The sequence below is a fragment of the Streptomyces sp. NBC_00289 genome (assembly GCF_041435115.1).
Classification (GTDB): Bacteria; Actinomycetota; Actinomycetes; order Streptomycetales; family Streptomycetaceae; genus Streptomyces.
Genome location: NZ_CP108046.1, coordinates 10,544,009 through 10,565,487, shown reverse-complemented (window position 1 = coordinate 10,565,487; position 21,479 = coordinate 10,544,009). Strand labels below are relative to the sequence as shown.

The window sequence follows — 21,479 nt, the reverse complement described above, 5'->3', positions numbered from 1 at the left end:
CAACACCTCGTGCTCAGGTCACCTACAAGGTCGAGGCGACCCGTGTCGAGCAGCGCACCGACTTCGACAAGCTGATCGTCGACGTCGAGACCAAGCAGGCCATGCGTCCCCGTGACGCCATGGCGTCGGCCGGCAAGACCCTGGTCGAGCTGTTCGGTCTGGCGCGTGAGCTCAACATCGACGCCGAGGGCATCGACATGGGCCCCTCGCCCACGGACGCCGCCCTGGCCGCCGATCTCGCGCTGCCGATCGAGGAGCTCGAGCTCACCGTCCGGTCGTACAACTGCCTCAAGCGTGAGGGCATCCACTCCGTGGGTGAACTCGCCGCCCGCTCCGAGGCCGACCTGCTGGACATCCGCAACTTCGGTGCGAAGTCCATCGACGAGGTCAAGGCGAAGCTGGCCGGCATGGGCCTGGCCCTCAAGGACAGCCCGCCCGGATTCGACCCGACCGCCGCGGCGGACGCGTTCGGCGCCGACGACGACGCGGACGCGGGCTTCGTGGAGACCGAACAGTACTGAGGCACTGCACGACAGCCGGACTCCCCGGCTCCCCGACCACACACGACACCCGGGCATCAGATGGTCAGCAGAGCGAAAGCAGAATCGAGGTCGTGCTGGGGGGTGGCAGCCGCATGGTTGGCTCCATGATCGGTGGCTGGATGCCCCAGCGGAAGTGCTGCTCCAAGCTGTCCCCCCTCCGCACTCTCGTCAGGCTGACGCGAAAAAGGCGATCTTGTTTTCCTCTCCGGATCGGTCTGAGATCCTGGAGACCGATCGAGAGGGGCCGCAGGTATGGAGTGGAAGACCCACGGTGAACGACAGATCTACACCAATCCTTGGGTAAATCTGTGTCTGGTCGACGTCCAACAGCCTGACGGGCGCAGGTGGGAATACCACGTCGTCCGCCTCCGGCACCTGGCCGTGGCTGCCGTCGTCAACGACCACCAAGAAGTGCTGATGATGTGGCGGCACCGCTTCATCACGGACGCATGGGCCTGGGAGTTGCCAATGGGCCTGGTCGAGGAGGGCGAGACTCCTGAAGCGGCTGCGGCCCGCGAAGTCCTGGAGGAGACGGGCTGGCGTCCCGGTCCCATCAAGCCGTTGATTTACGCCGAGCCGGCCAACGGCATCACGGACTCGCAACATCACGTGTTCCGGGCGGACGGGGCGACTTACGACGGCCCGCCCACGGAGAAGAACGAGTCCGACCGCATCGAATGGATTCCGCTCAGCGAAATACGCGGGATGATCGACCGCCGAGAGATCGTAAGCAGCGGATCTCTTGTCGGCCTCCTGTACGTGCTCATGGATGAAGCGATCCACTGACGGGTGGCAGGAGTTCCCGTAGCCGCGCCTCGAAGGCGAGGGCTACGGGCTCTTGCCTGTGTGGGGCCAACTGGTCATAGAACTCCCTAAAGTGGCCTGACACTCGCTCCGAAGCCACAGCCGATGCTGATTCCAGAGCTTGCGTCGCGGTGTGGCACGCCTGATCGAGCTTTCCTTGGTCAAGCTGTGTGCGAGCCAGCCAAAAGGCGTGGAACGCGCGGCCGCGCTGATTGGCGCGAGCTTCCCGACGTAAGGCGTCCGCAATCAACGGTTCAGCCATCGCAGCCTCGCCCAGTCGGCCATGGGCAATGCCAGTATCCACGATGAGTTTCGGCTCGTCGAAGTAGGCAACCCACACCGGATCCGGGTCGCTCGCCTGGATCTGCTCGAACTGACGGTGTGCTTCCCTGATCGCCCGGTGAGTGGATGTTTGGCTGCCGAGCGTGGCATGGGCGAAGGCTTCCCGCATAGAGAGCATCGACCGGACGCGCGGGGTGGTGTCGCTCGCCGAGCGGGCCTGGTCTTGGGCGGCGGTCACGAGTGCCAGGGAGTCCGCGGGCTTGTCCTGATAGGTCGCCTGCAAGCTCATACAGGCGAGGACGTTGGCCATGAACTGACGGTCGTCGATGGTCTTCGCGAGTTGCAGGGCCTTGGCAAAGTAGGTGCGCGCCTGATTGTATTGACGGGCGTCGAAGTGAATCCAGTCAGTGAGGCGTGCGAGCTCGGCCGCGATTTCGTACAGGCCGTTCTGGATGGCCGGAGGGCGATTCTCTTTCAGAAGGCCGACCACATGGCGAAGCTGACCAACGACGGCCGGCCTAACTGGCTCTAACAAAAGTTGTCGATCAGGTGACTGTTGGCTTGTCTGCTCGTTGGTCTGGTCGTGGGGAAACGCCAGTCGCGACCGTGGATCGTGTCGGATGAACTCTGGTCACTCATCGAGCCGTTGCTGCCCGAGCCGGCGCCGAAGCAGGTCGAGGGCAGACCTCGAGTGCCGGACCGCCAGGCCCTGTGCGGGATCCTCTTCGTCCTGCATACCGGGATCCAGTGGGAGTACCTGCCCCAGGAGCTGGGCTTCGGCTCGGGGATGACCTGCTGGCGGCGCCTGGCGGCCTGGAACGAGGCCGGCGTCTGGGACCAGCTGCACGTGCTGCTGCTGGAGAAACTGCGGTCGAAGAACCAGCTGGACTGGTCGAGGGCGGTGATCGATTCCTCGCACGTTCGCGCGGCCCGACGGGGCCCAAAAGCGGACCCAGCCCGGTCGACCGCGCACGTCCGGGCAGCAAGCACCACCTCATCGTCGACGGACAGGGCATCCCGCTCGCGGTGTCACTGACCGGCGGAAACCGCAACGACGTCACCCAACTCGAGCCCCTGCTGGACAAGATCCCGGCCGTCGCGGGCCGGGCCGGCAGACCGCGCCGACGGCCGGACGCGCTGCTGGCCGACCGCGGCTACGACCACGACAAGTACCGGCGCCTGCTCTGGCAGCGAGGGATCCGCCCCGTGATCGCGAAGCGAGGCGAGCCGCACGGCACCGGTCTGGGCATCTTCCGCTACGTCGTCGAGCGCACGATCGCCTGGCTCCATGGCTTTCGCCGCCTGCGCATCCGCTGGGAGCGACGCGACGACATCCACGAAGCGTTCCTCGGGCTCGCCGTCTGCCTGATCACCCACCGCCACGTCCAACGCCTTTGTTAGGACCTCTAAGAGCCTCCCCGCCGTGCTGGTCGTCTCGTCGCCAGTAGTCCTCGACGGAGGAGCGGAATGCCTCAAGAGTCGCTGCGTTAAGGCTGGTTGGCGTGGTCAGTGCCAGGATGCTGTCCACATCGGGCCCAGGCAGGGACGCAGGGGGGCTCTGCGCCAGCTCTGGCACTTGGGCCTCCTCACGCTCGGTGACTACGAGCGCTTGAGGCGTCTCCCAGGGACGTCGCGCAAGTCCGAGCATGTGCCCTGGAATCCGCAGGCCGTCGGCGATGCGCTCGATGACGTCCATGTACAGCAACTGGCGACGCCCCGCCATGACCTCGCCGACGCGGCTCGGCGTCAGCTCGCATCGCCTTGCGATCATCGACGGGTAAATGCCTGCTCTCGTCTTCACCAGTCGGAACACTCTGCCGAAGTCCCGAACTCGGCACGCATTGATCATCTCGGGATCGGTGAGCAAGCGGGCAGGCAGTTCCTGCGGCCAGTCGGCGTCGGGCATTGGGCATGCTCCACTGCGAGGGCTATGCAACGTCGCGGATTCTACTCGCTGCGATATTACCCAAGTTGGGTAACCAGCCTGACCTTTTGGCTGGGGTATCCGTGAGGGGCCTCGCGTTTTCCGGACAGGCTTCTGACCGTTTATTCACGCGGCGATTCGCAACTTCTCGTACTCGGCATGGACTTCGCGTGGAGGGCGGTACCCCACCGCCGAGTGGAGGCGTTTGCGATTGTACCAGAATTCGATGTAGCGAGTGATGTCCTGCCGGGCGACCTCGCGGGTCAGGTAAGTCACCCTTGATACGCGCTCGTTCTTCAGGGCGCCGAAGAATGATTCGGCCATGGCGTTGTCGAAACAGATCCCGGTGCGGCCGGCAGATCTGCGGAGCCCGAACCGGTCCAGCGTCCTCCCGAACTCGGCTGACATGTAGTTGGCGAGTTCAACCAGTCGTTGCAACACCGGGCTGTTGCAGCGAGCGTAGCTGTTCTTCGAAGACCTCGGCCGGCGTCCGCCAGCCCAGGACTTTGCGGGGCCGGTTGTTGATCGCCATGGCGACGGCTTCGAGGTCCGTGAACGACCAGCGGGAGAGATCGGTGCCCTTCGGGAAGTACTGGCGCAGCAGCCCGTTCGTGTTCTCGTTCGTCGGTCGTTGCCAGGGCGAGTGCGGATCGGCGAAGAACACCTTCGTCCCGGAGCCTTTTTCACGTGTAGATCATGAGGGTGAGGATCGCGGCAGCTACTGACGTGAGTCTGTTCGGACTGACGCGGGCATGCCGGAAGATCCGCCACTGCTTGATCCGGGAGATGGTTCGCTCGACGGGAGCACGCAGTGCGGCGTGGACCTTGTTCGACGTCTTGTGCTTGTCGGGCAGTTCAGTTCCGGGCCGTCGTTTGATCGGGGTGATCACAGTGCCGCCGGCCCCGACGTACCCTTTGTCCGCGAGGATCTCGAGGTCCAGTCGCGCGCAGGTGTCGACGATGGCGTGCTCGCGGGCGGCCGTCACATCGTGGGTGCCGCCCGGAAGGGCGGGTGACATCCACAGCAGTTTGCCCTCTTCTGCCGCAATGACCTGCAGATTCACGCCCTCGCGGCGGACCTTGCCGGAGAAGTGCCCCGGCGCCTGGACCCGGTCGGTCTCCGCGACGGTGCCATCCAGCAGCACGTAGCCGTCCGTGTGATGACTGGTGAGCGCCTCGGTCAACGACGGCGCGTGCTCCGCAAGTTGCCCGATCGTGTGGTTCACGTAGCGCCAGGCGGTGGCCGTGCTGATGCCGAAGCCTGCGGCGATCTGTTCGAGGGTGTCGTGCTTGCGCAGGTAGACCAGGGTGCACCGGGCCCGGTCGTACGGACGCAGTCTGCAGCGCCGGCCGGCTTCACAGGACGCGATCACCATCGTGACCAGCTCCAGGAGCTCCGGATCGACATCGCATCCGGCAGGATAGGAGAACACGGGGCATCTCCGCAGGTGAAGGTTATGCCTGGCGACTCTCCAAACCAACGGGATGCCCCGTTCGGCACGCCACCGTCAACACTTCACCGACGCTCACCCGCAGGCCGTACAAGTGAAAAAGGCTCCCGGTATCGAGAGCGAACTGGGTATGACCGGAGAGTTCCTTCCCACGGTCCCAGGTGAGGGTCTTACGTAGCTGCTCAGGCAATTGCGTCATCGACGTGGTGAGCGCCGCGTTCATCGCGATCGCGCCGTAGCCCCCGAGCGAGGGGCCGTTCTTCACGGGCGGATTCTCGCCCCAGCCCTCCAGACGGGGCAGGTGCACCAGGAGCGTGGAGCGGCTGCTGCGCTCGACGAGCGTGCCGATCGCGGAGCGGCCCGTCCCGATAATCAAATCGCCTTCCCAGTGTCCGGGGACCGCGCGGTCCGTGGCCTCGGCGGGGCGTTCGCTGAGGACGACGTCCGCGGTGACATGCCCCTGCGGCTTGTTCTGCGACCGTGCACGGGGAGCCCGCAGCGCCCGGCCGGTGCGCAGGCACGTCACCAGTTCCCGCTTGAGCGCGCCACGGCCTTCGATGAACAGCGCCTGGTAGATCGCTTCGTGGCTGATGCGCATGGACTCATCATCGGGGAAGTCGACACGGAGTCGGTGCGAAATCTGCTCCGGACTCCATGCCGTCGCCCAACGTCTGTCCTGACGGTGCGGCTTGTTCAGCCCTTTCCATGCGGGCGTCTTGGGCCCGGTGACGGTCATCTTGTCGGGGCGACGGATGCTGCCGGCGAGCCGGTCCTCTACGTACTCACGCAACCGGTCGTTACCCAGGAGTTTCGCGTTCTTCGGGCGCTTGGCCGCCTGCTGAGCCTTCCACTGGGCGACCGTCGCGCGGTATTCCTGCTTGCCGCCGCGCGTGGCGGCGTTGCGGCGCAGTTCGCGAGAGATTGTCCCGGGGTCTCGCCCCAGGGCGCGGGCGATCTCGCGCACGCCCTTGCTCATCGCCATGAGGATCGCGATCTCCTCGCGCTCTTCGAACGTGAGGTACCGGCCCGAGGGCTCGGCCAACGAGATCGGAGGCATGCCGCCAGCGTGACGAAACCACCTCGCACCCACCGGCCACGACACGCCGACCACCAACGACGCCTCCACCGTCGTGACCCCCGTGGCGATCAGTCGCCAGAACTGGCGCTGCACGACCCGAGAAGGATCAGGCCGCCCCGGCGAACGCATCGCCGGCCGCAACGCACGGTCAGCGCGCCACTGCCGACGCCGCCCCTCCGGAACATCGCTGGTCTTCAAACTCCAGTCCGCCGTGGCCACGTCGCACACCTCCGAGATCAGGGTGTTGCGACGACCAGTTGAATCCACCGTTACTGCCGCGATCCGAGTGAAATATCGCGTCGGCCGAGAGGTTCCTGTTCCGTGCCGCGTTACGGATCGCCTTGGATATCAGTGGGGTTTGGTAGTGGTCGTCCATCGCGTAACCGATGACTTCCTTCGTGCAGCAGTCGATTACCGTCGCGAGGTACAGCCAGCCTTCCCCGGTCCCGATATAAGTAATGTCACCGACGAGCTTTTCGCCGGGTGCGTCCGCGGTGAAGTTGCGGCCGACGAGGTCCGGCACTTGGCCGGCCGCGGCCTTGGTGAGGTTGAACCTCTTCGGCTGTGGCTGGCAGGACTCAAGTCCCAGCTCGCGCATCAGGCGGCGGACCAGTTCCAGGCCGACGCTGATGCCCCAGCGGTGCAGCTGGGCTTGGATGCGACGGTGGCCGTAGGTGCTGTCGGAAATGTCGAAGGCTTTCTTGATGAGCAGTTTCAGTTCCTCGCGCCGCTGTGCCGTCGCGGATTCCGGGCGGGATCGCCAGTCGTAGTAGCCGGATCTGGAGACGCCGAGTCTGCCGCACATGAACTCGACGCTGTATGCGCACTCCGCAGTGTCGAGCCGCATCTCATCGATGAACTCGTACTTGCTTGCTACCGGGGATCCTTCGCGAAGTACGCCGCGCATTTTTTCAGGAAGGAGTTTTCCATCTCCAGCTCACGGTTCCGCCGTTCGAGTTCCTTCAGGCGTACCCGCTCGTTCACCGTCAATTCTGCATCGGGAGCCGGTTCCTGCTGCTTCTGGTGCTTCTTCACCCAGCCGCGTAGCGTCTCCGAGTTCAGCTCAAGCTCCCGGGCAACTTCGGAGATCGTCTTGCTTGACCTCAACGCGATCTGGACTGCTTCCTCACGGAACTCCGGCGAGTACTTACTGGGTGGCGCCACTTCTTCCTCGTTTCCTGTTCAGGACAACCCTATTGGGTCCCTGTCCGGAAACTTCGGGGCCCCTCACCGGGTCGGGATGCTCCTGTGCATGGCAAGCCATCGGTGAACTGGCGAAAGACAGGGCCACCGGACACATCGGCGTCGTCATGGGTGAGGCCGGGGCCTACGTGCGGGTGTGGCCGGTCCGCAGCGGCAAGCAGTGGGGCGCCTTACAGAACAACGTGGCGCCCAGTACGCGGAAGGAACTGACCGCACGCCTGGCCATTCGAACGATGACAGGCAGGTCTTGCTGTGGTGCGTGCCATCGGCCGCATGCTGGCGCCCTGTTCATCATCTTCATCAGCGATTTGTGCGGTCTGGTGACTGGCATGGCCCTCACGGCCGCCAGCCAGCAGACCGGCCGACCCCCGACGGGTCGACCACCCGGCTTCCCCGCCCCTGTCCGGGGTTGGCCTCCAAGCCTGCTCTTCGAATGGTCTGTGAGCCGAGCTCGGCAATTAGGGCGGGTCGTACGAGTCATGCACTGCCTCACTCGAAGAGATTGCGCATGACGGCAACAGCGAACTTTCTCGGGGTCGGCGACGAGCGTACGCAACCGCGTGGTGCAGCACCCGTCCCCGAGCCGCATCTTCGCAAGATCCAGGAGGACGGGATGATGACGACAGCCTTAAGGACGCCTCGCACGGTGCTCCACCGCGAGGGGTATGTGATGAACGAGCGCTTCCAGGTCGCCCCTCGCTGTAAGGGCGCGCCTCCCCGTGTCGAGGATGCCCGCCGGGTCGGTGTCATGCGTCGGATTGCCGCTGCTCGGCTCAGATACTGCGGCCTGACCGCGATGACGGACGACGTCATGGTGGTCGTTTCCGAACTCCTCACCAACGCCGTCCTACACAGCGACAGCCAGGACATCGGTTTGAGCATCACGCTTCGAGACTCCTGTCTGCGTATCGCCGTCACCGACGGACGGCCAGGCGTCGCCGCGACCCGCCGGTGCGGCAGCGACTACAGCGAGTCGGGGCGCGGTCTTCACCTCGTCCAGGCCATTGCGGAGATGAACGGCGGGAGATGGGGCACAGAGGACGCGGGCGCGACTACCTGGTGCACTTTGGCTATTTCGGCGCCGGGGCGGCCGTAACACCGGCCATTGACCTACCCACACGGCCCGCGCCCTGGACCGCCACCGCGCCTCGAACGCCTAATCGCGGCGTGTCCCTCAAAAGAGCGGCATCACCGACCTTCGTGCCCCCTTACAGCCCTCGCAGACGAGAAGGAAGTACCGATCCGTGCACACCGTGAGCCAGTCGGGCCTGGTCCCTTTCATCACCCAGCGGGAGGGTGAACGGGCAGCGCCGGACAACCTTTTCATCCTCCAGCACGGGCCCGGCAACTACCGGCTGCACTACCGTGATGAGGACGTCAGGGACCGGGACCTGCGAGGCGTGCTATGGGCGCGCTGCGCCTTCAACCCGGTCGACGAGCGTGGGATGCCGACGGGTGCGCCGTTGTGGAAGCTCATGCATCCCTACCGGCAGATGATGACGATGCAGGCGATGCGCTGCCAGGTGTGCACCCGACACGCACGCACTCCGCTGGGTTTCGTCTTCCTCGCCGGACCGGGTGACCACGACCCCAGCCGGCCGCAGATCCTCACCAATCAGCCTCCCGTCTGCCCACGACACGTCCGCGCGGCCGCTGCGCTGTGTCCGCATCTGGAGGCGAAGCCGATGGTTTTCCTGGCCGCCAGCGCCCCGTTGTACGGGGTGACCGGCACTCTCTACGGCCTGGACGGTGACGGCGTCCAGGTGGTGGCGCAGCCGGACCATCCCCTGCCCTACGGGCACCCCAATCTGACGACCTTCCTCGCCTCCCAACTCATCCGCCGGCTCAGCAGCTTCCGCGTCCTCGACCTCGATGCGCTGCAGCGAGAGCTGGCGGAGGCATAGACCCCTGCCCGACAGCCCCAAGGCCACAGGGCACGCGTGAGCGTCCGGCGCGGGAATCCCCCCGCCCACCCCCCGTCTCGCGCCGGACTCGCACCCCGTGACGTGCAATCGATGGGAGAGGACCGTGACGACAGCAAGAGACCGTGGGGCGTTGCCTCGCGCTCCGTGCGAAGGCGGTAGCCCCATGCCCTGGTGGGTGAGCGACCACCGAGGACGCCGGTCCTGGACGGTCCTCATGAACGACTGGGTTCGACCTATCGGGAAGGCCGTGCAGGCTGTCCTGCCGGCGTCCTGGAACGGCCCAGTGTGGCCCCCAACGCACGGCGACTGAACCGGCCCCACCACACCCCAACCTCGCCGAGGCTCCCCCATGCCCGATTCATTACTGACCAGTGGTGGGCCCACCCGCCGCGGAGTACGGACTGGAACGCATGCTGCCCGGGGCCGACATGTGCGCCTACCTCCTGGCCACCGACGTCGACATGGCGCCGCTCGACGGCTTCGACCTCACCGGCTGGGAGCAGGGCTTCGGCGATGTCTTCGTCCAGCCTGACCTGCCCAGCATCCGCGTGCTTCCCCACCGCTGTGAAACCGCCCTCATCATCGGCACCGCCCTCCACCGGGACGACACCCCCATCCAGGTGGCCCCACGCCACCTCCTGCAGACACAGCTCGCCCGGCTGGCAGAACTCGGATACTGGCCAGCCGTAGGCGTGGAAGTCGAAGCCGTCCTCTACCAGCAGGACGACTCCGGCCGCCGGGCACCGGCAGGGGCAGGGGCAGGGGCAGACAACCGCGACTACGGCCTCCAACACCCGCCGCTCGTCGCCGACTTCATCCACGACCTGAGCAGGCTGATCGTCGCAGGCATCCGCTACGAAGCGATCAAAGTAGAAGCCGCGCCCGGCCAGATCGAAGTCAGCCTCGCCTACGACGCAGCCTTGACCGCATGCGACGACTACGCCGTCTTCCGCGACATCGCACACGATGTCGCCGGCCGGCGCAGCATGGTGCCCGCCTTCATGGCAGCCCCAGAGACAGGAATCGGCAACGGCCTCCACCTGCGCCTCTCCCTGCGGAACGAACACGGCGATCCGGCCTTCGCCCAAGACCGCGATCAAGGTCCTTCACCGCTGATGCAGCAGGCCCTTGCGGGTCTTCTCCCGCCCAGGGTGCTGGGGTGGTTCTGCCAGCGGCCGGTGACCAGCTCCTCCCAGGTGACGGCGCGGGCATAGCGGCGGACGGTGTTGCGGGACAGTTGCAGGCGGCGGGCGATGGCCCGGATGGTGAGGCCCTGGCCGAGGAGATCTTGCACGGCGGTGTGGTGCTGCCGGGCCCGCTCAGCCAGCCGGCCCGCGTGAGAGAGTGGCGGGTGCAAAATTTCAGGGGCGAATCCGGAGCGGGGGCCGGTTCGCGAAGGCAGGAACTGTGCTTGCTGACCAGGGACTTCACGGCCTCGGCGAGGTTATGCCAGAGATGCCACACATCGGCGACCTGGACGGGCTCGGGGGCTCCGGCGCGGGCGCCGTCGGCGAAGGCGCCGCCCTGGTCGCGGCAGATGATCTCCACTCCGGGGTGGTCGGTGAGCCAGGCCGCGAACGTCGCCGCCTCCCGGTCGGCCAGCAGGTCGATGGGGGCATGGGTCTCGCAGTCGACCAGCACGGTGCCGTACTTGTGGCCCTTTCGGGTGGCGAATCATCGACCCCGAGGACCCGGGGCGTCTGTGCGTACGGATCGTCCAGGGCCATGGCCAGACTCAGCAGAGTGGCGTCGCTGACCGAAGCCGGCAGCCGGATCGCCAGGCGTTCACCGGCGCGGCCCGCCAGGACCACCGCGATCGCGCCCAACAGGCCCGTGAGCTGCGGAGTCCGCCGACCGTAACGCACAGTCAGACCATCAACCTGCTCGGCGAACGTCACTCTCGCGCAGCCCGGGTTGTCGCAGAAAAGACGCCGGACGGTCAACGTGATGAACACCAGGCAGCCGACCGCACCGTCCGCGAGTCGGCGCTCGCAGCCGCTATGCCTACGCCTCGACAGAACCCCACGGGCCGGGCACGACGCCGAGATCGTCGATGCCGTACTCGCCACGATCCGTAACAGACCGCCCTCTGCTACCACTTGCTTCACCAGCACCCGCCGAGGTGCGCGGCGTCGGGGTCGGGGCAAGCCCGCCGGCGGCCGGCCGTAGGCCCTGCCGCCGGAGGACCGCATATTTGCCTGTAGCGGCGTACTCGCGGACGAACCTGATATCAAACGCCGCGTCAAAGATCAGTACCCTCCAGCACGCCCTCGACCTGCAACCCTCACGCCAAGTTGACACCGCTCCCACAACGCCTCACGGTGGACTGTCAGCCTATCGAGGACAACCTGGCCCATCGGAGTCAGGGACGGGTGGCCAGCAGCCAGGTCGAGACAGCCGGAGAAGTAGTCGATCAGATAGCGTACACGGGTTTCACCGTCCGGCATCCCGGCGCCAGCGCAAGCGTAAAATTTGATGGCGGAAGCGGCGAAATGAGCGGCGACAAGTACACCTCGCAGTGTCCTGTCAGAAGTTCCCGACGGGAGGACGAAGTCCTCCGGAGCGTCGCCTTTCTGGAGGTCGCAAATTTCCGCGATGAAGTGGAGCCATACATGGGCCTGCTCGTGCACGAGGATTTCCTCGAGCGGATGTGGAGAGGAGAACGCACCTTCACCCAGGTAGATGGTCTGGGGAATCAGGAGGTCGGTGGCACTGCGGACTCCCAGCTTTTGGATCTTACGGTAGCGAAGCGGGATCGCGAACAGCGGCGCCCAACTCGCGACAGCTCCCGCCACCCCGGTGAGCGCACTGGAGACACGGCGTTCCTGATCGCCCGTGAGCGGCACCCAGTGGTAGTCGTAGTCGTTGCCCTGGCCATCGGTCATCTTCCGGTAGATGGCTGTCGCATTTCCGGGGTCAAGGTAGTCGACGAGGCTCGCGTGCCCGGTGGGATCGAGATTGCGGCGCATGGTGGCGACGAGTGTCAGTAGTGTCGAGGGCCGGAACGAATCGTCGAGAAAGGGCAAGCCCCCTATCTCGTCAACCAGGTCACTGAAGCTTCCATATGACTGGTCCTCGCGCTGGTCACCCATGAGGTCTCCCGTGTTCTCTGTGCTGGTCAATCTGATTCCGGAGCAGCGGTGCCGCTCAGGTCTTGACCGGAACGGCGCCTCGCTCTGATGGAGAGCCCGCGAGTCCGGGAAGAACTGGCAGGCACCGAGCAACAAGTCTGTGGTGAAAGACTCTGTTGCTCTATTCCCAAGCAACGCGGCTGTCAGTACGTCCAGCGCCTGGCCGGGGCGTCACGAATCGGGCAAATCAACTCGCCAGGTAGGCGAAGCGCGAGTTCGGCGAACTAAGCAAGTGAGTTGGTAAAGATGGCAAAGTGCAGGCCATGAGAGGTCGTTTTCCCGTCTTCGTCAGCAGAATCACCGGGCGGCCGTGCTCAGCTTCTCTACTGTCAGCCAGGGCTTTTCAGCCGCGAATCCGAGCAGATCCAAAGTTTTGAGGCGGAAATGGTCGAACTCGGCCATCTCAGAGTCGACCTGATGGGGTGCCAATTCCAGGGAAGCGACTAGGGCGCGCTTGAGGCTGTACAGGGTCCGCTCCGCGTACCAGCGCTGCTTGAGGTTTGCAGTGATCTGCCGCCCGGTTTCGCTCGCGAGCTGGCCCCGTGCCACGAGGTCGGCGATGAAGGTACGGATGTGGATCATGGGCTCTGACAGCGGCACGAATGGGGCATCGACGCCGTGCATGAGGGTGACTTCATCGTCGTCGAAGTCCTCGTTTGCGATGTACTGCTCGTAGACTGCGCCATAGCCATGCATGCCGAGGTGGCGCATTTCGGCGGCCCGGATTGCACCCATGGAACAGAGGCCCCAAACCTGCCAGCCGGCTTCGAGTGCGGCACGGAGCTCGGCGTGGCCGACGGAGGGGTAGCTGTGGAACGTACCATCGACAATCGCGACGCGCCCGGGCCCGTGGGATCGGATTAGCTCCTGAATGTCCCCCCTCCGCACCGGCGGATATAGCCGGACATCTTCGCCGAAGGTGTCCCGAAGGTCAATGCCGTGAGACGTCGGGCCGACATAGACGATGAGCTCAGTGGTCACGACACGCGCCTTCAGGAATTCACGAGAGTTGCAAGACGAGGGCCCACACGCTTTAGCTCGGGTTGGAAATGTTCGAGCTTCGGGACGACGACCTTGACGGCTGAAAGTGGTGCGAAGCGCTGGGAGAGGACCACGCGAAGGACCTGCCGGATCCCGCGCCGGCCGAGTGTTTCAATCAGTGTGCCAAGCGCACTGTCAATGTCGATCGCGGCGTTCGAAGCGTCGGGGATGGCGGAGTACTGAATGCATTCTGCGGAGTCGATGGCCTGCTCACGGGCCGCGCTCATCGCCTGTTTCTCGAACTCCCGCCCATAGCGAGCGAAGTACTCGTGGCGGTCGACGAGGTCGTCGCGGCCGCCATGGATATGAGTGAGCCGCGACTGGGCGGCCTCAGACAGCGCGCGGACAGCTGCGATGTTTTTCACGAGGTGCAGTCCGGCGCCGTAGGCAAGGGCAACCGGAGCATCGTCGGACGACTCTAGGAGGAATGCGTCGAAGTAGGGCAGTTCGAACTCGTTCGGGGTGTAGCGGATAACCGCTTCAAGACCAGCGGACACAATTTTGGAACGGAGAACCTCAATATGGGCAGTTGGGTCACCGAAATTTACACGACGTGAGGTGTTCTTGAAGTAGTTAAGTGACCTAATGTCGCGTTCGATGACCTCGCAGAGGCCGTGCACCGTGGCCTCATCGATCGAGTTTCCTGAACATAGCCCATTGGTTCCGGAGCCGAATATCCGCTGCCCCGGGTTCTCTGGAAAAGGATGGTAGGCGAGCTCTGCGGGGACCAGCAATGTGCGTCCTGTAGTAACGTCTTCAGCCTCGACGCAGGCAAGAGCTCCGTCCGGGTCGACCGGAACCCCCATAACCGGGCAGAGGTCGACAAATTCGAAATCCGCCCACTGCTGCGAAGCCACCTCGCGCGGAGTGGACATGATAATCTCGATCTCGCGGTTTCGGTATTCTGCGAGCGCGAATTCGATGGCCTCCATGTAGGCCCCCACTCGGGCTTCTTCCGGATATGCGCCCTTTCCAGCATTGACGCAGAGAGATTTGGAGTCCGGGCGAATGCTGGCAAATACTGGAATGCCAATGCAGTCGAGCCAAGTAGTATCCGTCACTCTAACAATGCCGAGTTCTTTCGCTGCTACTTTCGCCCGCGACAGAGTTTCGGCCAGCGGTGCAGTTCGCAGGCTTGAGGTCATCCGATGCACGTTGCGCCCTCCGCCCAATAGGTCCGAACGGTTCGGTGTGGCGGCGGACCGGTATCAACTGCCGACGGTCGTTGTGGAGCAGTTAGGTGCTCCACAACGACCGGCCGCCGAATAAATCAGTTGGCGACAGTAGGGGTCTCCGGGTTGACGTCGGTGATCCCCTCAGAGAGGGCGTGGTAACCTGCAAACATGGGGCCTTCGTCGGTCAGCAGATCGGAGAACTTCTCCACGGCGGCCTCATCAAGGACGAAGTTTCCGGAAAACATACCGCTATTCATAGACTTAATCCCTTACTGAAGAGCTTGGCATTTCCACGATAATATGTACCTCCCGTGAGCGAGGGCTTGAGTAGTTGATACTCAGAGCGGCGCCCCAACCTGACGTAGTGATTCCTAACGTCCTGTGTCTGGTACTGCAGGAGCGCTTCGTGTTGAAGTCCCCCGTTGATCTGGACAGGTTGATACTGGGACGGGGTGGTCCCGCAGTAAGCAGTCCAGTCACGTGAGTAGCAAGAGCAGTTCGGGTAAGCGGTACACGGCCGAGTTCAAGTACTACAGCAGCAGATCTTGAGTGAGTGGTCGTTCTTGGTCGGCGTGTTTCCAGGGGCGGAGTCGTGCGGGGAGTGGGTCGTCGCGGCGGTAATGGGCGATGGTGGCCCGGGGCTAGCCTCGATTCGTCAGCGGGGTTCGATCGCTGATCGGTCCGGCGGTTCGCCTGTAATGTCCTTGGCCGGTGTAGGACAGGTCGTCGCGTGACGCTGCGGCTGCGCCGGGTTCCACGGGCCCGGAGACTGCGAGGCTCCTCCTTCCTGATCCTCGTCGGGGCAGTTCCCGGCCGTCAGGTGACGGCCGGGAGGGCGGTGAGCCGCTGCCAGCAGGTAGTGAACGCCGATGCCCAGGGCCAGGTCCGCTCGATGCGCAGCCATCGGCGGCGGGCGTGGTCGGCGAGGCGGGCGGGCAGGTGGTAGAGGCGGAAGCGCATGGTGTCCGGCTCGGCGTCGGCCAGGCCCTCGTTGTCGTGCAGGGCCAGCAGCCGCACCCAGGCGTCGAGATCACTCGCGAGGTTCGCGGCGAGCATCCAGCCGCGATTCACCTCCCATGACGCGGAGGGTAAATTGTCCAGCCCCATGGCCTTGTTGGTGCGCACCCGGTCTTCCACACCGGCATGCGAGCGGTGCAGCACGTCCAGGAACTGGCTGTGGCCCGAGCCGGCGATGCCCCACATGTGGCGGATGTTGGTGGCGGTGATGCAGTAGCGCCAGCCGGTCTTCTTCTCGAACGCGGTCAGTTTCTTCAGGTGCCGCCGGGTGGGCTTGACCCGGCGCACGATCAGCCGCATGCCCTCGGGCCAGCCTTCACGGGTGTTCAGCCCGGTCAGCTCCGCGACGAAGTAGCCCTCCTGGAGGCTGCCGTCCTGGTGCACGGAGGTCTCCCAGGCGCTTTCGGGCAGCTTTGCGATGGCCTTCTCGTCGTCTTCGGTGATCTTCCAGCCGACGGTGTAGCGGACCGTGCGCCGGGTGGTGTTCAGTGCTTCGAGGTGTTCCAGCAGCCCGTGGGTAGCGCCGGCCCCGTCCACCCGCACCAGGATTTTCGCCGTGGAGGAGCCGGGGATCTGGGCGAGCGCGTCGGTGAGCACGGCGAGGTGGTCGGCCACCGTGTTCGCCCCTGCGTTGCCCGGTCGCATGAGCATGGCCAGCGATTCGGTGGTGTTCGCGCACCACGCGGCCAGTGGATGAAACCCGAACGTCTTTTTGAAGGTGACCGCAGCCCCGGTCTTCTTCGAGGCTGCGGTGATGACGGTGGCGTCAAGGTCGATGACGATCCAGCCGGTCAGCCGCTTGCCCGCCACCGTCAGCCAGGGGAAGCCGCCCTGCCGCAGGTGCAGCAGGCTCCACACGTGCCGGCGCACCCTCGCCCGCGCCTTTGCGACCTTCGACAGGGTGGCCACGTCAAGGGCGGCCAGCGTGCGGCGGGCGGTTGAGTCCGAGGCCGCAGCCCCGAACAACGGCCGGTAATACGACTGGAGTTGCCCGGCTTCCGAGAAGTTCGCCGCTCCCAGCACGATCGCGACCGCGAGGTGCACCAGCACCCCTGCGCGGTCCCGCCAACCGGCCACTGTGCCGGACGGCAGCACCCCGGCCAGCGCCTCCGTCAGTCCCGTGCGGTCTGCGCACCGGCGCAGCAGCACCGCCCCGGTATGCCCGACCAGCCTCTTCCCGTCAGCCGCCACGGACAGCCGACGGTCCCACCCTGTACTCTCGACCACCAGAAAGGTGCCTTGCTCTCTGCAGCGGATACGACCTAGACACTCGCATCCTCGCAGGTCAACGGCACCTTTCTGCTATCGGGGCGTCAGATCACCCAATTCCGCTGAATACCCAGGGCTAGTGTTCGGTGCGCCAGCGGTGCTGTTGAAGCTGATAGGCGTCGCTGTGATGGGGCGTCAGGATCGTACCCGCCGCAAAACGCTCGCCGGCCTAGTGCTGGATTCCTCATTGGATGTCACATATCGGCGCTACAACAGGCGATCGCACGTTCGCGTTGTCTGGTCGGCTGGTGCGAGTTCTCCGTCCGGTTGTTCAGTCCCTTGTGGGAGCTATCGACCGAGGGCGTCGCCTCGCGGTGGGCGGCGCCGTAGGAGCGGAGCTTGTCGGTGGGCGGCGCCGTAGGAGCGGAGCTTGTCGGTGACGACCACCCGCGGCACCGCGCGGGTCCCTTTGAGGAGCTTGCGGAAGAAACGCCTGGCCGCAGCCTTGTCGCGGCGGTTCTGGACAAGAATGTCGAGCACGTTGCCGTCGGCGTCGACGGCCCGCCACAGGTACTTCTGCTCCCCGTTGATTGTGATGAAGACCTCATCCAGGTGCCATTTGTCACCGGGCCGGGGACGGCGGCGCCGCAGGCCGTTCGCGTAGGCCTGTCCGAACTTCAGGCACCACCGGCGCACCGTCTCGTAGGACACGACGACACCGCGCTCGAGCATCAGCTGATGGCGTCCCGCGTGATGGTGTAGGCGATCACCGTGTGGGTGTGCGCGGGCGGGTGCCCGGGGCGTGCATCCGGTGACGGTCTCCGCTCCCTGCGCATGAGGCAGGCCACCGTGCAAATCTCCCTGGTGAACGGCCAGTTCAACCCTGGAGGTGCCCGATGGCCTTGTCCCAGTCTGACCTACAACGCCTGCTGGAGTCACTACGCACGGCGGACGGGATCGAGCTCGTCCGCAACGTCGCCGAGCGCATGCTGCAAGAGCTGATCGAGGCCGAGCTCAGCGGCCGGATCAGCGCCCAGTGGAACGAGCACACCGAAGCCCGCACCGCCTTCCGCAACGGCCACCGGGAGAAGACCTTGGCCACCCAGGCCGGCGATCTGGACCTGGCGATACCGAAGCTGCGCAGCGGCAGCTTCTTCCCCAGCCTGCTGGAACGGCGGCGCCGCATCGACCAGGCGCTCTACGCCGTCATCATGGAGGCATACGTGCACGGGGTGTCCACCCGCTCGGTCGACGACCTGGTCAAGGCGCTCGGCGCGGACAGCGGAATCTCCAAGAGCGAGGTCTCACGGATCTGCGGTGACCTGGACGAACAGCTCACGGTCTTCCGCGGCCGGCCCCTGGATCACAGCCGCTTCCCCTACCTCTACCTGGACGCCACCTACTGCAAGGTGCGCGTGAACCACCGGATCGTCTCCCAGGCCGTGGTCATCGCCACCGGCATCAGTGAGGACGGCGGCCGTGAGGTGCTGGGTGTGATGGTCGGTGACAGCGAGACCGAAGCGTTCTGGAGCGAGTTCCTGCGCTCCTTGCGCGAACGCGGCCTGGGCGGGGTCCGTCTGGTCATCTCCGACAGTCACAGCGGCCTGGTGGCAGCGATCCGCAAGGTCATGCTCGGTGCCGCCTGGCAGCGTTGTCGTGTCCATTTCTTGAGGAATGTGTTTTCCGTGATCCCCAAGGAATCCGGGGAAATGGTCGCGGCGACCATCCGCACCATCTTCATCCAGCCCACCGCCGAAGCCGTCCATCACCAACTCGATGCGGTGGCCGACATGCTCGGGCAGCAGTTTCCCAAGGTCAGGCAGATGCTCCTGGACGCCAAGGAGGACCTGACCGCCTTCGCTGCCTTTCCCATCTCGCATTGGAAGAAGATCCAGTCTTCAAATCCCCTGGAGCGGATCAACCGCGAGATCAAGCGCCGCACCGACGTCGTGCAGGTCTTCCCCAACCCGGCCGCCCTCGAGCGGCTGGTCACCGCCGTGCTCAGCGAGATGCACGACGAATGGATCGCCTTCCCCCGCCGCTACCTGTCCGAAGGCAGCATGACTGCCATCTACGCCGCCGAACACGCCGACCACACCACCCATGCACTCCCCAACACCCCGAACACTACGGAGGATTGATCGCCTACACCATCACAGGGGACGTGACCCATCAGCTCCTCGACCTCGCGGAAGCTCAGCGGGAACCGGAAGTACAGCCACACACAGTGGGAGATGATCTCCACTGGATACCGGTGCCCCCGGTAAACGACGGCAACGCGCTTCCCACGGCAAGCCCCCTCCCGAGCATGATCATCCCGCACCGGCCAGCCAACGTGACAGCTCCACGTCGAGTTCTACCTCTACCTCGCCGCCACGTTCGTCACCATGCGTTGCCTCATCCAACAGGCCCGAAACCGCTACCTATAGGACACCCGCCCCAAACCCGTCGCCTGAAGTGTCACCTATCCTCGGTCGCTCTTACAGATCCGATCGAAACCGGGCAGCCCCGCGTATAGAAGCAAGTAGTGATTGCTCAGCCAAGTTGCGGCGGGGCGTGTTGGGGTGGAGACAACCCCGAGGCCAGTGCTGAAGCTCAAGGTCAACAGTGTCGCCACGGGCAACGCCTTGAGGTTCCCCCGAGTTGCGGCAGGCGTTGGCAGAGAGGCGGATGGGTTGCATGAGAGGAGCCCAGGCGATGCCTGCCCCGTACCCGCTGGAGTTGCCTGAGCGTGCGGTGCGGATGTACCGCGCTGCCGAGCCGAAGCCGGTCATCCGCTGTATAGCCGAAAAACTCGGCTTGCATCACGAGGCCTTGCGCGGCTGGATCCGGCAGGCCGAGGCCAACACCGGTGAGCAGGACGACCTGCTCGCCACCGAGGAAAAGGAGAAACTCGCCCAGCTGCGGCGCGAGGTGAGGGAACTGCTCTGGGCGAATGAAGTCCTGCGGACGAAGTCGTGCTGGCGTATGCCGCAGCCGAGTACGATTACCGGCCCGTCTCCGAAGCCATGGTGAACATGCGCTACCGGCTGCACCGGGCAGAGGCGGCAGGGCTGATCAGCGCCAACAGCAGGGCATGGCAGGTGCATAGAGCCATGGACGCTTCCTGGCCCGACGGCAACTGGCCCCGGCACCTGCACCAGGCACAAGCCGACGGCCTGCCGTCCGAGGAGGCCGACCGGCTGTGGGAGTCCATCGGCACCGAGCGCCCGGATCTCAAAAGCAATGGCAAAGCGCTCCACCTGCTCGCCCGTCCCCGAGAGCGGACTACAGACGTAACGGCTGAGCCGTTCGTGTTCGAAACCACCAACGTCTGGCAGCGGATGCAAGCCCACCAGGCAACCACCCCGTTGTGACGTCGATCCAGCCCTCACCCGTCCAAGCAACGGACCGGCTGCCACGCTCCTACTGGCAGCTGTGGACCCTATCCCTGCTCACCGCCCTGGGCGGCTTCATCGTCCTATTCCTCACGCCCTACCTCACCGAAAGCCTCGGTCACAGCCCCGTCTTCGCCGGCCTGGCTATCACCTGCTTCGGCGCTGGCACCCTCGCCGCGCCCCTGGGTGGCATCCTCGCCGACCGCTTCGGCCCCCGCCCCATAATGTTGACTGCCCAACTACCCAGCGCCGCAGCCCTGCTGGCCCTCGGCCACGTCCGTCACCCTTGGCTCATCGTCACCTGCGCGGGCCTGGCTGGGCTCACCACCAGCACCGCCCGTGCCGCCCGCACCGCGATGATCACCAACATCGTGCCTGCCGCCCAGCGTCTGAAAGCCTTCTCCTACACCTACTGGGCCACCAATATCGGCTACGGCGTGGCCCCCCTCGCCACCGGCGTCCTCATCGACCACCACAGCGCCTGGCTCTTCACCGGCAGCGCTGCCATCACCGCCGCCTGCGCCCTGTTCGGCTACCGGATCCCACAAGGCCACCCTCCCCCCATGCCCGACGCCGCAGCTGCGGCGTCGGCCGTCCACAGGCCAGCGCAACCTGGCCAAGCAGCGCCTCCCGACCCAAGTGCCCTCCCGCGCCGGTCTCCTGCGGCCTGGCGCTGCGGGAGTCTGCCGTATGCGCTCATCGGCTCCTTCCTGGTGTGCCTGCTGTTCAAGCAGGCTTCCGTGACCCTCCCGGTCTCCCTGCAGGCCGACGGCCTGAGCAGCACCGTCTACGGCACCACCCTGGCCGTCAACGGTGTGCTCATCATCGCCCTGCAAGTCCCCTTGACCCGCTGGCTGACCGGAAAGAACGAAAACCGCATCCTCGCTGTCGCCGGCGCACTAGTAGGTCTCGGCTTCGGACTCACCGCCCTGGCCGACACGGCTTCGACCTACACCCTCACCGTCGTGGTGTGGACGGTGGGCGAAATGCTTTATACCCCCGCCTTCGCGACCCTCACCGCCAGATTGACCCCTGACGGCCGCCACGGCTACTACCAGGGCATCGCCGCCTCCACTACCTCGGCAGCTGGCCTCATCGCCCCGGCCACCGCCGGACTGGCTCTCACCGCCGTCGGCCTCATCCCCTGGTGGGGCCTCTGCACCGCCCTGGGCGCCCTCAGCGCTGTTCTGTTCCTCAAAGCCAGCCAGCGATCCGCCCACTCCAGCAGTCTTACCCAGACCGCCGAATGACCTCAGAAGCTGTTGGCTTTCCGGACGTGATCGCCGCGTTTTTGCTGGTCGGGCGTGGGGTCGGTGATTC

At 65.2% G+C, this 21,479-nt stretch carries 17 protein-coding genes and 10 pseudogenes; 10 read left to right on the top strand and 17 right to left on the bottom strand.

Translation table 11 applies throughout. The features are described from left to right. Nucleotides 1-2: 2 nt before the first annotated feature. Nucleotides 3-521: pseudogene (locus tag OG985_RS48515) on the top strand (DNA-directed RNA polymerase subunit alpha C-terminal domain-containing protein); the annotation flags it as partial. A 273-nt stretch (nucleotides 522-794) separates the two neighbouring features. After that, on the top strand, nucleotides 795-1,328 hold the full coding sequence (locus tag OG985_RS48510) for an NUDIX hydrolase (RefSeq protein ID WP_371666393.1): 534 nt from the start codon (nucleotides 795-797) through the stop codon (nucleotides 1,326-1,328). Here OG985_RS48510 and OG985_RS48505 read toward each other — a convergent pair. Beyond that, a pseudogene (locus OG985_RS48505) lies at nucleotides 1,306-2,157 on the bottom strand (hypothetical protein); the annotation flags it as partial. The gene OG985_RS48510 and the pseudogene OG985_RS48505 overlap by 23 nt on opposite strands. A gap of 54 nt (nucleotides 2,158-2,211) precedes the next feature. On the opposite strand from OG985_RS48505, the pseudogene OG985_RS48500 reads away from it, so the two are divergent. Beyond that, a pseudogene (locus tag OG985_RS48500) lies at nucleotides 2,212-3,029 on the top strand (IS5 family transposase). Between the two features lie 4 nt (nucleotides 3,030-3,033). On the opposite strand, the pseudogene OG985_RS48495 reads toward OG985_RS48500, so the two are convergent. From OG985_RS48495 to OG985_RS48465, 7 genes and pseudogenes are all read right to left on the bottom strand, one after another. Then, nucleotides 3,034-3,534: pseudogene (locus OG985_RS48495) on the bottom strand (helix-turn-helix domain-containing protein); the annotation flags it as partial. A 144-nt stretch (nucleotides 3,535-3,678) separates the two neighbouring features. After that, complete coding sequence (locus tag OG985_RS48490; protein WP_371666395.1) at nucleotides 3,679-3,990, bottom strand: integrase core domain-containing protein; 312 nt, start codon at nucleotides 3,988-3,990, stop codon at nucleotides 3,679-3,681. Continuing rightward, nucleotides 3,974-4,228, bottom strand: a pseudogene (locus tag OG985_RS48485) (IS30 family transposase); the annotation flags it as partial. The gene OG985_RS48490 and the pseudogene OG985_RS48485, both read right to left, overlap by 17 nt. Before the next feature lie 7 nt (nucleotides 4,229-4,235). Continuing rightward, nucleotides 4,236-4,985: a transposase family protein gene (locus OG985_RS48480; protein WP_331718606.1), complete on the bottom strand. Its 750-nt coding sequence runs from the start codon at nucleotides 4,983-4,985 to the stop codon at nucleotides 4,236-4,238. A gap of 121 nt (nucleotides 4,986-5,106) precedes the next feature. Then, nucleotides 5,107-6,279, bottom strand: a pseudogene (locus OG985_RS48475) (IS30 family transposase); the annotation flags it as partial. Then, nucleotides 6,230-6,988, bottom strand: a complete 759-nt coding sequence (locus OG985_RS48470) for an IS3 family transposase (RefSeq protein WP_371666396.1) — start codon at nucleotides 6,986-6,988, stop codon at nucleotides 6,230-6,232. The gene OG985_RS48470 and the pseudogene OG985_RS48475, both read right to left, overlap by 50 nt. After that, nucleotides 6,955-7,245: a transposase gene (locus OG985_RS48465; protein WP_371666397.1), complete on the bottom strand. Its 291-nt coding sequence runs from the start codon at nucleotides 7,243-7,245 to the stop codon at nucleotides 6,955-6,957. The genes OG985_RS48470 and OG985_RS48465 overlap by 34 nt, the downstream gene beginning before the upstream one ends. Before the next feature lie 547 nt (nucleotides 7,246-7,792). On the opposite strand from OG985_RS48465, the gene OG985_RS48460 reads away from it, so the two are divergent. The 3 genes from OG985_RS48460 (at nucleotide 7,793) to OG985_RS48450 (ending at nucleotide 10,423) form a co-directional block, all read left to right on the top strand. Beyond that, complete coding sequence (locus OG985_RS48460; protein ID WP_371666398.1) at nucleotides 7,793-8,380, top strand: ATP-binding protein; 588 nt, start codon at nucleotides 7,793-7,795, stop codon at nucleotides 8,378-8,380. Nucleotides 8,381-8,528: 148 nt separating this feature from the next. Beyond that, entirely contained in the window at nucleotides 8,529-9,188 is a 660-nt protein-coding gene (locus tag OG985_RS48455) for a hypothetical protein (protein ID WP_371666399.1), read from the top strand. A gap of 395 nt (nucleotides 9,189-9,583) precedes the next feature. After that, on the top strand, nucleotides 9,584-10,423 hold the full coding sequence (locus OG985_RS48450) for a hypothetical protein (RefSeq protein WP_371666400.1): 840 nt from the start codon (nucleotides 9,584-9,586) through the stop codon (nucleotides 10,421-10,423). A gap of 29 nt (nucleotides 10,424-10,452) precedes the next feature. On the opposite strand, the pseudogene OG985_RS48445 reads toward OG985_RS48450, so the two are convergent. The 8 genes and pseudogenes from OG985_RS48445 to OG985_RS48410 all read right to left on the bottom strand — a co-directional run. Continuing rightward, a pseudogene (locus OG985_RS48445) lies at nucleotides 10,453-10,503 on the bottom strand (hypothetical protein); the annotation flags it as partial. Between the two features lie 158 nt (nucleotides 10,504-10,661). Further along, a pseudogene (locus tag OG985_RS48440) lies at nucleotides 10,662-10,850 on the bottom strand (ISL3 family transposase); the annotation flags it as partial. A 608-nt stretch (nucleotides 10,851-11,458) separates the two neighbouring features. Next, complete coding sequence (locus OG985_RS48435) at nucleotides 11,459-12,301, bottom strand: hypothetical protein (protein ID WP_371666401.1); 843 nt, start codon at nucleotides 12,299-12,301, stop codon at nucleotides 11,459-11,461. Between the two features lie 336 nt (nucleotides 12,302-12,637). Continuing rightward, a complete protein-coding gene (locus OG985_RS48430; protein WP_371666402.1) occupies nucleotides 12,638-13,321 on the bottom strand; it encodes a TfuA-like protein in 684 nt (227 codons plus the stop codon). An 11-nt stretch (nucleotides 13,322-13,332) separates the two neighbouring features. Continuing rightward, on the bottom strand, nucleotides 13,333-14,526 hold the full coding sequence (locus OG985_RS48425) for a YcaO-like family protein (RefSeq protein ID WP_371666403.1): 1,194 nt from the start codon (nucleotides 14,524-14,526) through the stop codon (nucleotides 13,333-13,335). A 125-nt stretch (nucleotides 14,527-14,651) separates the two neighbouring features. Next, the gene (locus tag OG985_RS48420) at nucleotides 14,652-14,813 is read right to left on the bottom strand and encodes a hypothetical protein (protein ID WP_371666404.1); all 162 of its coding nucleotides are present in this window, start codon (nucleotides 14,811-14,813) and stop codon (nucleotides 14,652-14,654) included. A 559-nt stretch (nucleotides 14,814-15,372) separates the two neighbouring features. Further along, entirely contained in the window at nucleotides 15,373-16,800 is a 1,428-nt protein-coding gene (locus OG985_RS48415) for an IS1380 family transposase (protein WP_371666405.1), read from the bottom strand. A gap of 263 nt (nucleotides 16,801-17,063) precedes the next feature. Beyond that, a pseudogene (locus OG985_RS48410) lies at nucleotides 17,064-17,517 on the bottom strand (IS6 family transposase); the annotation flags it as partial. 161 nt (nucleotides 17,518-17,678) lie between these two features. On the opposite strand from OG985_RS48410, the gene OG985_RS48405 reads away from it, so the two are divergent. Next, a complete protein-coding gene (locus OG985_RS48405) occupies nucleotides 17,679-18,923 on the top strand; it encodes an IS256 family transposase (RefSeq protein WP_371666661.1) in 1,245 nt (414 codons plus the stop codon). Between the two features lie 29 nt (nucleotides 18,924-18,952). Here OG985_RS48405 and OG985_RS48400 read toward each other — a convergent pair. Next, nucleotides 18,953-19,027: pseudogene (locus OG985_RS48400) on the bottom strand (IS6 family transposase); the annotation flags it as partial. Between the two features lie 452 nt (nucleotides 19,028-19,479). Here OG985_RS48400 and OG985_RS48395 point away from each other — a divergent pair. Genes OG985_RS48395 through OG985_RS48385 form a run of 3 tightly spaced genes read left to right on the top strand, consistent with a single transcriptional unit; the run spans nucleotide 19,480 to nucleotide 21,409 of the window. Then, nucleotides 19,480-19,797: a transposase gene (locus OG985_RS48395; protein WP_371666406.1), complete on the top strand. Its 318-nt coding sequence runs from the start codon at nucleotides 19,480-19,482 to the stop codon at nucleotides 19,795-19,797. Beyond that, a complete protein-coding gene (locus OG985_RS48390; RefSeq protein WP_371666407.1) occupies nucleotides 19,740-20,138 on the top strand; it encodes a hypothetical protein in 399 nt (132 codons plus the stop codon). Before OG985_RS48395 ends, OG985_RS48390 begins: the two co-directional genes overlap by 58 nt. Further along, entirely contained in the window at nucleotides 20,135-21,409 is a 1,275-nt protein-coding gene (locus OG985_RS48385; RefSeq protein ID WP_371666408.1) for an MFS transporter, read from the top strand. The genes OG985_RS48390 and OG985_RS48385 overlap by 4 nt, the downstream gene beginning before the upstream one ends. The last annotated feature ends 70 nt before the right edge of the window (nucleotides 21,410-21,479 follow it).